9 protein-coding genes are annotated in these 13,051 nt (G+C 73.3%); 3 read left to right on the plus strand and 6 right to left on the minus strand.

All coding sequences use genetic code 11. The annotated features are described in order from the left end of the window. Positions 1 to 39 precede the first annotated feature (39 nt). On the plus strand, positions 40 to 4,560 hold the full coding sequence (locus JNO54_RS11335) for a DEAD/DEAH box helicase (protein ID WP_204143991.1): 4,521 nt from the start codon (positions 40 to 42) through the stop codon (positions 4,558 to 4,560). After that, a complete protein-coding gene (locus tag JNO54_RS11340) occupies positions 4,553 to 5,431 on the plus strand; it encodes a DNA-formamidopyrimidine glycosylase family protein (RefSeq protein ID WP_204143992.1) in 879 nt (292 codons plus the stop codon). The genes JNO54_RS11335 and JNO54_RS11340 overlap by 8 nt, the downstream gene beginning before the upstream one ends. A gap of 45 nt (positions 5,432 to 5,476) precedes the next feature. Here JNO54_RS11340 and JNO54_RS11345 read toward each other — a convergent pair whose 3' ends face one another. Genes JNO54_RS11345 through JNO54_RS11365 form a run of 5 tightly spaced genes read right to left on the minus strand, consistent with a single transcriptional unit; the run spans position 5,477 to position 9,140 of the window. Then, positions 5,477 to 5,773 (minus strand): helix-turn-helix domain-containing protein, encoded by a 297-nt coding sequence (locus JNO54_RS11345; protein WP_204143993.1) that lies wholly within the window; start codon positions 5,771 to 5,773, stop codon positions 5,477 to 5,479. Next, the gene (locus tag JNO54_RS11350; protein ID WP_204143994.1) at positions 5,770 to 6,327 is read right to left on the minus strand and encodes a CinA family protein; all 558 of its coding nucleotides are present in this window, start codon (positions 6,325 to 6,327) and stop codon (positions 5,770 to 5,772) included. The genes JNO54_RS11345 and JNO54_RS11350 overlap by 4 nt, the downstream gene beginning before the upstream one ends. 5 nt (positions 6,328 to 6,332) lie before the next feature. Next, positions 6,333 to 6,974: a CDP-diacylglycerol--glycerol-3-phosphate 3-phosphatidyltransferase gene (gene pgsA / locus JNO54_RS11355; RefSeq protein ID WP_204143995.1), complete on the minus strand. Its 642-nt coding sequence runs from the start codon at positions 6,972 to 6,974 to the stop codon at positions 6,333 to 6,335. Continuing rightward, positions 6,971 to 8,401: a 30S ribosomal protein S12 methylthiotransferase RimO gene (rimO, locus tag JNO54_RS11360; RefSeq protein ID WP_204143996.1), complete on the minus strand. Its 1,431-nt coding sequence runs from the start codon at positions 8,399 to 8,401 to the stop codon at positions 6,971 to 6,973. The genes pgsA and rimO overlap by 4 nt, the downstream gene beginning before the upstream one ends. 34 nt (positions 8,402 to 8,435) lie before the next feature. Further along, positions 8,436 to 9,140, minus strand: a complete 705-nt coding sequence (locus JNO54_RS11365; protein ID WP_204143997.1) for an ion channel — start codon at positions 9,138 to 9,140, stop codon at positions 8,436 to 8,438. Positions 9,141 to 9,172: 32 nt separating this feature from the next. Between JNO54_RS11365 and JNO54_RS11370 the strand changes: the two genes are divergently transcribed. Beyond that, entirely contained in the window at positions 9,173 to 10,204 is a 1,032-nt protein-coding gene (locus tag JNO54_RS11370; RefSeq protein WP_204143998.1) for a TlpA family protein disulfide reductase, read from the plus strand. On the opposite strand, the gene JNO54_RS11375 is transcribed toward JNO54_RS11370, so the two are convergent. Next, entirely contained in the window at positions 10,187 to 13,015 is a 2,829-nt protein-coding gene (locus JNO54_RS11375; protein ID WP_204143999.1) for a DNA translocase FtsK, read from the minus strand. The two genes, JNO54_RS11370 and JNO54_RS11375, sit on opposite strands and share 18 nt — an antisense overlap. Positions 13,016 to 13,051: the final 36 nt, after the last annotated feature.

The raw sequence follows: 13,051 nt of genomic DNA on the forward strand, positions 1-13,051 counted from the left end.
GCCCGCGTTGTCGGCCCGAGGTGAGACGCTGACCCCGGCATGAGCACCGACGACATCCTCGAGCGCTTCTCCCCGGCCACCCGCGCGTGGTTCCGGAGCAGCTTCGCGGCGCCCACCCAGGCCCAGCAGGGGGCCTGGTCGGCGATCAGCGGGGGCAGCCACGCCCTCGTCGTCGCGCCGACCGGCTCGGGCAAGACGCTCTCCGCCTTCTTGTGGGCCCTCGACCGGCTCGCCTCCACACCACCGCCCCAGGAGCGGCTCGCCCGCTGCCGGGTCCTCTACATCTCGCCGCTCAAGGCGCTGGCCGTCGACGTCGAGCGCAATCTGCGCGCCCCGCTCGTCGGCATCGGGCACGCCGCACGCCGTCTCGGGCAGGAGGCTCCGGAGGTCAGCGTCTCGGTGCGCTCCGGCGACACCCCCGCCAACGAGCGGAGGGCCTTCGCCCGCACGCCCACCGACATCCTCATCACCACGCCCGAGTCGCTCTTCCTCATGCTCACCTCGCAGGCCCGCGAGGCCCTCGTCGGGGTCGAGACGGTCGTGGTGGACGAGATCCACGCCCTCGCGGGCACCAAGCGCGGCGCCCACCTCGCCCTCTCGCTCGAGCGGCTCGATGCCCTGCTCCCGCAGCCGGCGCAGCGGATCGGGCTCTCGGCGACCGTCAGCCCGGTCGACGAGGTCTCCCGCTACCTCGCGGGCGGTCGACCGGTCGCGGTGGTCCAGCCTCCGTCGACGAAGGAGTGGGAGCTCGACGTCGTCGTCCCCGTCCCCGACCTCGGCGACCTCGGTCAGCCCACCGAGGACCTGTCCGGCGCGGCAGCCGGCGAGGTGGCCCGCACCTCGGTCTGGCCGCACGTCGAGGATCGGGTCGTCGACCTCGTGCTCGAGCGGCGCAGCACGCTCGTCTTCGTCAACTCGCGTCGCCTGGCCGAGCGACTCACGACGCGGCTCAACGAGATCTACCTCGAGCGCGTCGAGGACGCAGACACGGTGCTCGCCCGCGCCCACCACGGCTCCGTGAGCAAGGAGCAGCGCGACGAGATCGAGGAGGCGCTCAAGGCGGGACGGCTGCCCTGCGTCGTCGCGACGAGCAGCCTCGAGCTCGGCATCGACATGGGCGCGATCGACCTCGTCGTCCAGATCGAGTCGCCGCCCTCGGTCGCCTCCGGGCTGCAGCGCGTCGGTCGCGCCGGCCACCAGGTCGGGGCGGTGAGCCACGGCGTCGTCATGCCAAAGTTCCGCGGCGACCTCGTCCAGGCCACCGTCGTCGTCGAGCGCATGCGCCAGGGCGCCATCGAGTCCATCGCTGTCCCCGCCAACCCGCTCGACGTCCTCGCCCAGCAGGTCGTCGCGATGTGCGCCCTCGACGACTGGACCGTCACCGACCTGGCGACGCTCGTCCGGCGGGCCGCCCCCTTCGCCTCGATCCCCGACCCGGTGCTCCACGCCACGCTCGACATGCTCGCCGGCGCGTACCCCTCCGACGACTTCGCCGAGCTGAGGCCGCGGATCGTCTGGGACCGGATCGCCGGGACCCTCTCGGGCCGGCGCGGGGCCCAACGGCTCGCCGTGACGAGCGGCGGGACGATCCCCGACCGCGGGCTCTTCGGCGTCTTCCTCGCGACCGGCGAGGGACCCGGCCGTCGCGTCGGCGAGCTCGACGAGGAGATGGTCTACGAGTCCCGCGTCGGCGACGTCTTCACCCTCGGCACGTCGACCTGGCGGGTCGAGGACATCACCCACGACCGGGTGCTCGTCTCCCCCGCGCCCGGGCAGCCCGGCCGGCTGCCGTTCTGGCACGGCGACCAGCAGGGCCGGCCGGCCGAGCTCGGGGCTGCCCTCGGCGCGACCGTGCGCGAGCTCGGCGCGCTCGCTCCCGGCCCCGCCCGCGAGCGGCTCGCCGCTGCCGGGCTCGACGAGTGGGCGGCCGACAACCTCCTCGGCTACCTCGCCGAGCAGCGCGAGGCGACCCGCCACCTGCCCGATGACCGGACGATCGTCGTCGAGCGCTTCCGCGACGAGATCGGCGACTGGCGCGTCGCGGTCCTCTCCCCCTTCGGCGGGCAGGTGCACGCGCCGTGGGCGCTGGCGATCTCCGCCCGGATGCGCGAGCGCTTCGGGGTCGACGTGCAGGCGATGCACGGCGACGACGGGATCGTGCTGCGACTGCCCGACCTCGAGTTCGACGACGGCGCGGCGATCGAGGCGGAGCTCCTCGACCTCGTCCGCATCGAGCCCGCCGAGGTCATGCCGCTCGTCACCGAGCAGGTCGGCGGGTCGGCCCTCTTCGCCTCCCGCTTCCGCGAGTGCGCAGCGCGGGCCCTGCTGCTGCCGCGCCGCCGTCCCGACCGCCGTCAGCCGTTGTGGCAGCAACGGCAGCGGTCCGCCGCCCTGCTCGAGGTGGCCAGCCAGTACCCGAGCTTCCCGATCGTCCTCGAGGCCGTCCGCGAGGTCCTCCAGGACGTCTACGACGTGCCCGGTCTCGTCCGGCTCATGGAGGGCATCGAGCGCCGCGAGGTGACCCTCGTCGCCGTCGAGAGCCCACGGCCCTCCCCCTTCGCCGCGTCGCTGATGTTCGGCTACGTCGCCCAGTTCCTCTACGAGGGCGACTCCCCGCTCGCCGAGCGTCGGGCCGCCGCCCTGACGCTCGACCCCGCGCTGCTCGCCGACCTCCTCGGCCGTGGCGAGCAGATCGCCCTGTCCGACCTGCTCGACGTCGAGCAGGTGCGCCGTACCGAGGCCGAGCTGCAGCGGCTCGCCGAGGGTCGCCAGGCCCGTGACGCCGAGGACGTCGCCGACCTGCTCCGGGTCCTCGGGCCGCTCGGCGTCGACGACATCGTGGTGCGCTCGACCATGGACGAAGGGGGTGTGGCGGCGGCGCTCGCGACCCTCCAGGAGTCACGTCAGGTCATCCCGGTCCGCGTCGCCGGCACCGACCGGTGGGCCGTCGTCGAGGACGCCGCCCGCCTGCGCGACGCCCTCGGCGTCTCGCTGCCCGTCGGCGTCCCTCAGGTCTTCCTCGAGCCGGTCGCCGACCCGCTCGGTGACCTCCTCGCCCGCTACGCCCGGACGCACACCCCCTTCGCCGCCTCGGACGCGGCGCAGTGGTGGGGCGTCGGCACCGCCGTCGCCCGCGACGGACTGCGCCGGCTCGTGCAGTCCGGTCGGGTCGTCGAGGGCGACCTGCGCCCGGCTGAGCTCGGCAGTGGCACCGGGGCGGACTTCTCCGACGCCGAGGTCCTCCGGATGCTGCGGCGACGCTCGCTCGCCGCGCTGCGCCACGACGTCGAGCCGGTCGCGCCGGAGCAGCTGGGGACCTTCCTGCCCGGGTGGCAGGGCGTCGGCGGCACGATGCGCGGTGAGGACGGCCTCGTCCGGGTCGTCGAGCAGCTGGGCGGGGTCCGGCTGCCCGCGTCCGCCCTCGAGTCGCTCGTCCTGCCCGCGCGCGTCCGCGACTACACGCCCGCGATGCTCGACGGGCTCATCTCGACGGGCGAGGTGCTCTGGGCCGGCCACGGGTCGCTCCCGGGCGACGACGGCTGGGTGTCGCTGCACCTCGCGGACAGCGCACCGCTGACGCTGCCTGCGGCCGACCGTGAGGGCCTCACCGAGGAGCACGAGACAGTCCTCGAGGCCCTGACCGGCGGGGGCTCCTATCTCTTCCGTCAGCTGAGCGACCAGGTCGGGTCCACCGACGACGAGGGGCTCGCCGACCTGCTGTGGGAGCTCGCGTGGCGCGGGCTCGTCACCGGTGACACCGCCGTCCCGGTCCGCGGGCTGCTCGCCGGCGGGCGAGCGGCGCACCGGACCCAGCGACGCCAGGCCCCCCGCGCTCGGTACCGAGGGCGGCCGAGCCTGGGACGGGCGGCGCTGCCGAGCCGCACCGGCCCACCCCGGGTGGCCGGGCGGTGGTCACTGCTCCCCGAGGCCGAGACCGACGCGACCGTGCGGACCCACGCCTTCGCGGAAGGGCTCATCGACCGGCACGGGGTGCTCACCCGTGGGGCCGTCGCGGCGGAGGCGGTGCCCGGTGGCTTCGCCGCCATCCACCGCGTGCTCTCCGCGGCGGAGGAGGCCGGTCAGGTGCGGCGCGGCTACTTCGTCGAGTCGCTCGGGGCCTCGCAGTTCGCCGTCCCGGGTGCGGTCGATCAGGTCCGCTCGGCCAGCGGCGAGGGCCAGACCTGGGTCCTCGCGGCGACCGACCCGGCGAACCCGTACGGCGCCGCCCTCCCCTGGCCGCCGTCGGAGCGCGAGGGCAAGCACCAGCCGGGCCGCAAGGCCGGCGCGCTCGTCGTCCTCGTCGACGGTCGGCTCGTGCTCTACGTCGAGCGGGGTGGACGGACGCTCCTCTCGTGGTCGGAGAACCCGGACGTGCTCGCGCGCGCCGCCGCGGGCCTCGCCGACGCGGTGGCGAGAGGGGCGCTCGGACGGCTCACCGTCGAGCGGGCCGACGGGCAGCAGCTGCTCGGCAGCGACCACCCCCTCGCGGCGGCGCTGGAGACGGCCGGGTTCCACGCCACCCCCCGTGGTCTGCGCCTGCGCAGGACGACCCGTGCCTGAGGGAGACACCGTCCACCGGAGCGCGAGCCGCCTGCACGCGGCGCTCGCGGGGACGCCGCTGAGCCGGGTGGAGCTGCGGTGGGGCGAGCTCGACGGCGGTGGGCTGATCGGTGCCACGACGCTCGAGGTGGTCAGCCGCGGCAAGCACCTCCTGCACCGCGTCGAGGGCGGCTGGACGATCCACTCGCACCTGCGCATGGAGGGCCAGTGGCGCGTCGAGCGGGTCGCGGGTCCCGAGGAGCGCCGCTACCTCGCGAGCCGGCAGACCCGGGCTGCCCTTGCCGCCGGGGCGTGGGCTGCCTTCGGCCTGCGGCTCGGCATGCTCGACCTCGTCCGGACGAGCGACGAGGGCGCGCTGACCGGGCATCTCGGACCGGACATCCTCGACGAGGCCCTCGACGTCGAGAGCGTCGTCCAGGCGTTGCGCGCGTCGGGTCGTCCGGTCGCGGAGAGCCTGCTCGACCAGCGGCTCGTCGCAGGGATCGGGACGTTCTGGGCGAGCGAGGCCCTCTTCGTCGAGCGGGTGCACCCGTGGGCACGGACGGACGAGCTGGGACCGCAGGTCCTGGCCCGCTTGGTGCGCCGGTGCCACCTGCTCATGCGCCGTGCGACAGGCCACGCCGTCCAGTCGAGCACCGGCGTCTACCGGCACGGCGAGACGGCCTACGTCCACGCCCGCTCGGGGCGGCCGTGCCGACGCTGCGGCGAGACGGTGCGGGTCGCGATGGCGGGGCCAGCGGGCCAGGAGCGCACGATCTTCTCCTGCCCCACGTGCCAGGGAGGACTCGCGCCGACGGACGACGGACGCCCCCAGGCCCCGCTCGGCGCCCGCCGCCCCGCCCGCGGTCGAGGGAGCAGCCGGTCGAGGTAACGGCGACCGGCGGGACGGTCGCAGATACCTCGAACCGACAGGGGCTCAGGCGGCGGAGGCGGAGACCCGGTCGGTCACGACCGGCAGGACGACCGGGGCGCTCGCGCTCTCGGCGACGGCCAGGCGGCCGGAGACCTCGGCGAGGACGCCGGACAGCGGCACCCCGAGAGCACCGCACACGGAGGCGAGCAGCTCGGAGCTCGCCTCCTTCTCCCCGCGCTCGATCTCGGAGAGATAGCCGAGGGAGATCGAGGCGGCTGAGGAGACCTGGCGCAGGGTGCGTCCCTGGGAGGTCCGGGCCTCGCGCAGGACCTCGCCCAGCTCTTCACGCAGCAGGGTCATGGCGTGCCCTCCTCTCCCTCGACGGCGTCCGGTGATGACGAGGCCTCCACCGTACCCCGATGGTCCGACGACGCCACCGAGGCGGCCATCTCGAGCGCCGTGCGGACCGTCGACTCCCGGACCTCGGCCCGGTCGCCGTCGATGAGGAGCCCCCGGACCTCGCTCGTCGAGCGCATCACGCAGGCGACGTAGACGGTGCCGGCGGGGTGGCCCTCGCTCGGCCCCGGCCCGGCGACCCCGGTCGTGGCGACGGCGAGGTCGCAGCCCAGGACGTGCAGCGCCCCGCGTGCCATCGCGACCGCGACGTCGGCGTCCACCGTCCCGACGCGAGCGATGAGCGAGTCGTCGACGCCGAGCACGTGGGTCTTGACCTCGGGCGCGTAGGCGACGACGCCCCCACGCAGCACGTCCGAGGCTCCTGGCACGCCGACGACCGCGGCCGTGAGCAGGCCACCGGTGAGCGACTCGGCGCAGCCCAGGGTCAGGCCGCCGGCACGGAGGACCTCGACGAGGCGCACCGCCGCCTGGTCGGGTCCATCCTCGACCGCGGTCACGAGGGTCAGCCCTGCGCCTTGCGGGCCCGCTTCATCTCGGCCCGGTCGCTCGTCTCCCGCAGGGTCATCGCCTTGAGGACGTAGTCGACGGCCGTCGCGATGGTCACGATGACGGCCGCGGCGAGGACTATCCAGCCAAGGACCTCCCAGAGGCGGGCCAGGGGCAGCGTCCACAGCGGCGCCATGAGGATCATCAGGGCCTGCGCCTGGAGGAAGGTCTTGACCTTGCCGCCACGGCTCGCCGGCATCACGCCGTGCCGGATGACGAAGAAGCGCATGAGGGTGATCCCCAGCTCGCGGGCCAGGACGAGCACCGTGATCCACCACGGGACGACGTCGATGATCGACAGCGCGATGAAGCCCGCGCCGGTCAGTGCCTTGTCCGCGATCGGGTCGGCGACCTTGCCGAAGGTCGTGACGATCCCGCGCGAGCGCGCGAGATCCCCGTCGATCCGGTCGGTGACGATCGCGATCGTGAAGATCCCGAGGGCCCACCAGCGTGAGGTCGCGTCCTCACCCCCGTCCTGGAGCAGGAACCACACGAAGACGGGGACGAGGAGGATCCTCAGGACGGTCAGCGCGTTGGGCAGGTTCCACGGGCTGGGTTCGGGCTGCGGGATCTGCTCGACCACGGGCTGCTCGCTCATCGGAGCACCCTCGCGACGAGGTCGATGCCCTCGGTCGACTCGACGACCGCGTCGAGCGCATCACCCACGGCGATCCCGTCGAGGTCCCCGACGAGGGTCGTCTCGCCGTCGACGTCCGGTCCCTGGTGGTCGGCGCGGCCGACGACGAGGAGGTCTCCCCCTTCGCCGTCCTCGATCTCCTCGACGAGCACGCGGACCCGCTGACCCACCCGGTCCTCGGCCCGTTGGGCCGCCAGCTCGTCGACGAGGGCACGGATGCGCTCGACCCGCTCCTCGATGACGTCCGGGTCGACCTTGTCGGCCAGGCCCTCGCCCTCGGTGCCGTCCTCGTCGCTGTAGCCGAAGACGCCCACGACGTCGAGGCGCGCCTCGGTGAGGAAGCGCTCGAGCTCGGCCACGTCGTCCTCGGTCTCGCCGGGGAAGCCGACGATGACGTTGCTGCGGATGCCGGCCTCCGGCTGCCGCGCGCGCACGCCCGCGATGAGCCCGAGGAAGGCGTCCGTGGACCCGAAGCGGCGCATGCGCCGCAGCAGGCCGGGGCTCGAGTGCTGGAAGGAGATGTCGTACCAGGGCGTGACCTTGGGCGTGCTCGCCATCGCCTCGAGCAGCCCCGGGCGGATCTCCGCCGGCTGGAGGTAGGAGACGCGGACCCGCTCGATGCCCTCGATGTCGGCCAGCTGCGGGAGCAAGGCCTGGAGGAGGTCGAGCTCGCCGAGGTCCTTGCCGTAGGACGTCGAGTTCTCCGAGACGAGGAAGAGCTCCTTGACGCCCTGCTCTGCGAGCCAGCGGGCCTCGGCGATGACGTCGGTGGGCCGCCGCGAGACGAAGGAGCCGCGGAAGGTCGGGATCGCGCAGAAGGCGCAGCGACGGTCGCAGCCGGAGGCGATCTTCAGCGGCGCCCAGGGTCGGTCGTCCAGGCGCGCCCGCGGCAGGTCACGCCCCTCCTCGGTCGCACCGTGCCCCGGCAGGGCGACGTCGGCGGCGGCTTCGGCGCGCTGGAGCGGCGCGAGCGGCAGGAGCGTGCGCCGGTCACCGGGGACGTGCGCCTCGGGCGGCTGGCCGTCGAGCACGGCCCGCAGGTGCGCCGACATGTCCCGGTAGGAGTCGAAGCCGAGCACGGCATCGGCCTCGGGCAGCTCGGCCGCGAGGTCCTTGCCGTAGCGCTCGGCGAGGCAGCCGACCGCGACGACGGCCTGCGTGCGGCCCTCCTCGCGCAGGTCGTTGGCCTCGAGGATCGCGTCGATCGAGTCCTTCTTGGCCTGCTCGATGAAGCCGCACGTGTTGACCACCGCGACGTCGGCGTCGGCCGCGTCGTCGACGAGGGTCCAGCCCTCGGCTGCGAGCCGGCCGGCGAGCTCCTCGGAGTCGACCTCGTTGCGGGTGCACCCGAGGGTGACGAGAGCGACGCTACGAGCAGGGGCCGACATGCCCTCCACTCTAGGCGCCTCCGGACGCGGGGAATCAGCGGCGGGCCTTGGCCACGGTGAGAGCGACAAGGCGGGAGATGACCATGGCGACGTACATGACGCCCGTGAGCTGCTCGATGATCGTCGCCGCCCGGGCGTGCGGCCGCACCGCCCCGACGTCGGAGAGCCCGACGCTCGTGAGGTTGGCGGCCGAGAAGAAGAGGAGCTCGAGGAAGCTGCGGCGGTCCCCTTCGCTGTGCCCGGTGAACGAGCCGGGCCAAGCGAACTGCATCGCGAGGTAGAGATAGGCGAAGCCGAACAGGAGGACGGTGAAGGCCGCCCCGACGGCGAAGAGCTCGTCGCTCGTCACCCAGTTGTCGGAGAACACGTACGTCACGAGCCCGAACGCCACGTAGAGGTAGAAGATCGACAGCCCGAGGTGCGCGATGACCCCGATGACCTGGTGCTCCGGCTCGAGCACGCTCCACGCCTCGAGCACGACGGCAGGCACACCGATGAGCAGCGCGAGCCAGGTGAGTGCCCTCGTCGTCCGGGTGACGAAGGCAGCGACCGTCACCGCGAAGAAGGAGATGACGACGAAGACGAGCCGCCCCCACAGCTGTCCCTCGAGCCAGGGCAGCAACACGATGGCGAAGACCTGCATCCCGAGGAGGATCGCCGACGGCTGCTTGCGCAGCACCGCGAACCAGTAGTCCCGCCCGGACAGAGGGGGCTTGGGCGCATACCAGGCATCGGACATGGGCGTCAGCGTAGAGCGCCTACCCTGGATCCGTGCTCGATGGACCTCTCCTGCTCCCGCCGATCCTGCTGGCCACCCTGCTGATCATCAGCGGCGTCGCCAAGCTCCGTGCCCCCGCGGAGGTGGCCAGCGCCTTCGCCCAGCTCCGGCTGCCCGCGGTGATCAGCGGACCGGCGGTCCGCCGGGTCTTCCCGTGGGCCGAGATCGTCCTCGCGGTCCTGCTCCTCGTCCTGCCTCGGCCTTGGTCCCTCGCGGTGGCGGTCGCTGCGGTCGCCCTGATGGTCGTGTACCTGGGGATCATCGTCCGGGCGCTCGGCTTCGGCTACCCGATCACCTGCGGCTGCTTCGGGCGCCTCGGGCTGGGCGAGGTGACGCAGCGGACCGCAGCACGCAACGGGCTGCTCGTCGGGCTGTCGCTGCTCGTCGTGTGGTCGGCGACGGCCGAGCGGTCGGTGCTCGCGCGGCTCGCCGACGCCGAGGCGACCACCTGGGCCTGGCTGGCGCTGCTCGCCCTCACGGTGGCGATCGTCGTGGTCACCTTCGGTGGCACGCAGGACACCCACGCCGCCGCGGCCCCGGCTGTTCCCCCTTCGCCCCAGGACGAGCTCGAGGACTACCTCCGTCAGCCCATCCCGTACGGACTGCTCGAGGGCCCGGACGGATCCCCGATGCCCTTGCACGAGCTGAGCCGCCAGTCTGCCTACCTGCTCGTCTTCGTCTCGCCGGGCTGCGGCGCGTGCATGCAGGTCATCCCCCAGATCAAGGCGTGGGACGAGGCGCTGCCCCCGGTGACGGTCCGGGCTGTCGTCTCGATGCCTGTGGACCTGGCGGTCACGCACGCACCCGATCTCGAGGGCATCACGCTGCACGACCCGAACGGAGCCGTCGCCCGGACCTTCGGCGTGGGGAACCCGGGTGCCGTGCTCCTCGGCATGGACGGCCAGCTCGCCGGCGGGCCGGTCAGCGGCAGCGTCGCGGTCGAGCAGCTCGTCTCGGACATCCGCGCCGAGCTCGAGGAGGCCGGGGCCCTCGAGGAGCCCGTACCCTCACCGGCCGGTGAGTGACCAGGCGTCCTCGTCCTCGTCGTCGTCCACCGGGATGTCGGTGCCGATCGGGTCCTCCGCGTAGCGGTCGGACGAAGGGGTGCCGCCGGCTCCCCCTTCGCCGCCACCCTGGGTGATGACGGCCGTGTCGTCGTGCGCGAAGGGGGCGTCGCCCTCGTACTCCTCGAGGCCGTCGGTGGCGCCGTCCGCACCCGTGGTGTCGTCCGAGGCCTCGGGGACGTCCTCGCCCCGCATGAGCGCGAGGGTGGTCGGCAGGTCGTCGGGCTTGACGAGCACGTCGCGCGCCTTGGAGCCCTCGGAGGGGCCGACGACGCCGCGGGACTCGAGGAGGTCCATGAGCCGGCCGGCCTTGGCGAAGCCGACCCGCAGCTTGCGCTGGAGCATGGAGGTCGACCCGAACTGCGTCGTGACGACGAGCTCGGCCGCCTGGAGCAGCACGTCGAGGTCGTCGCCGATGTCGTCGTCGATCTGCTTCTTGGGCGCCTCGACGACGACGTCCTCGCGGTAGGTCGGCTTGAGCTGACCGGTGACGTGGGCGACGACCTCGTGGATCTCGGACTCCGTGACCCAGGCGCCCTGGACACGCATCGGCTTGTTCTTGCCCATGGGCAGGAAGAGCGCGTCACCCTGGCCGAGGAGCTTCTCGGCGCCGGGCTGGTCGAGGACGACGCGGCTGTCGGCGAGCGAGGACGTCGCGAAGGCCATGCGGCTCGGCACGTTGGCCTTGATGAGGCCGGTGACGACGTCGACGGACGGGCGCTGGGTCGCGAGGACGAGGTGGATGCCGGCCGCGCGGGCGAGCTGGGTGATCCGGACGATCGAGTCCTCGACGTCGCGGGGGGCGACCATCATGAGGTCGGCGAGCTCGTCGACGATGACGAGGAGGTACGGGTAGGGCTGGATGGACCGCTCGCTGCCCGGGAGCGGCTGGACCTTGCCCGCCTTGACCGCCTTGTTGAAGTCGTCGACGTGCTTGTAGCCGAAGGCCGCGAGGTCGTCGTAGCGCATGTCCATCTCGCGCACGACCCACTGGAGCGCCTCGGCCGCCTTCTTGGCGTTGGTGATGATCGGCGTGATGAGGTGCGGGATGCCCTCGTAGGCGGTCAGCTCCACGCGCTTGGGGTCGACGAGCACCATGCGCACCTCGTCGGGCGTGGAGCGCATGAGGATCGAGGTGATCATCGAGTTGACGAAGCTCGACTTGCCGGAGCCCGTCGCACCGGCGACGAGGATGTGCGGCATCTTCGCGAGGTTGGCGATGACGTAGCCGCCCTCGACGTCCTTGCCGACACCCATGACCATCGGGTGCTCGTTGTTGCGCGCGACGTCGCTGCGGAGCACGTCGCCGAGGCAGACCATCTCCTTGTCGGCGTTCGGGATCTCGATGCCGATGGCGGACTTGCCCGGGATGGGGCTGAGGATGCGGACGTCGGCCGAGGCGACGGCGTACGCGATGTTCTTGGACAGCGCGGTGACGCGCTCGACCTTGACGCCGGGGCCGAGCTCGACGACGTAGCGGGTGACGGTCGGCCCACGGTGGAAGCCGGTGACGTGCGCGTCGATGCCGAACTCGTCGAGGACCGTGGTCAGCGACTCCACGACCGCGTCGTTGGCCGCCGAGCGCTCCTTGTGCGGTGAGCCCTGCTTGAGGACCTGCGAGTCCGGGAGCGTGTAGGTGACGTCGCCGGCCAGGGCGAGCTGCTCGACACGTTGCGGCAGCTGCGTCGTCGGGGGCGCCTGGAGGGCAGCCTTCTCGTTGGCCGAGGGGACGAGCACTCCGGGCCGGGTGGCGCGCTTCTCGCCGGGGCGCGGGCCTCCGGCCGGCTTGGCGGTGTCCTCGGCTGCACCGGCCGGCTCAGGGGCGTCGCTCGCCTGGTCCTCGATGTCCTTGCCACGACGACGCCTGGGCTTCGCGGGGGCGATGATGGCGGCCTGGTCGTAGGCGGTGTCGCCGTCCCGCTCGTCGACGCCGTCCTCGAAGCGGCGGCGCCGGGCGTCCTTCACCGCGGCCCTCGCCGCGGGAGTCTCGTCGGCAGCGTCGGGGACGTGCCCGGTGAAGGCGGCGCGCAGGTACGCGGCCCGGGTCGGCAGCTCGTGGAAGGGGATGCCGGTGATGAGCAGGAGCGAGAAGAGCCCGAGCAGCACGAGGAGGATCCCGGCCGGCCAGACGGTCAGCCCCGTGACGAGCGGGTCGGAGGCGAGGAAGCCCGCGATGCCGCCCGCCTCGCGCATGGGTCCGGCGCCGGCGGGGGGCTGCGGGATGCCGTGGGCGATGTGGGTCAGGCCGCAGACCGAAAGGGCGAGCATGCCCAGGCCCAGACCGAGGCGCGCGCCTCCGGCGTCGTCGACGACACCGCGCAGGAGCCGCCAGGCGGCGAGGACGAGGACGATCGGCAGGGCGTAGGCGACCCGGCCGAAGGTGCCGGCGGCGACGGCGTGGACGACGTCGCCGACCATCCCGCCGAGACCCCACCACTCGACCGCGGCGACGACGACGGCGAGGGCGAGGAGGAGGAAGCCGAGCCCGTCACGACGGTGCTCCGGCTCGATCTGGCTGGCGCTGTGACCGACCTTGCGGACCCCGGCGCCGGTGGCGCCGGCGACCCCCATCCAGGTGGACCGCACGGCCTGCAGGGGCAGCGGCAGGCCGCCCCCCTTCGCCGCAGCCTTGCTCTTGCCGCGGGCGGGTGCCTTCTTCGCGGTGCTCCCGCTCCGCCCGGGGCCCTTGGCCGCGGAGGTGCGGGCGGGTCGCCCGGGGGCTCGGGTGGAGCCGCCGCGCGGGCGCGCGGAGGTGCCGTTACGTGTCGCCATGCTCGCAGGCTAGGGGATCGTCACCCCCTTCACACG

Source organism: Janibacter endophyticus, from assembly GCF_016888335.1.
GTDB lineage: Bacteria > Actinomycetota > Actinomycetes > Actinomycetales > Dermatophilaceae > Marihabitans > Marihabitans endophyticum.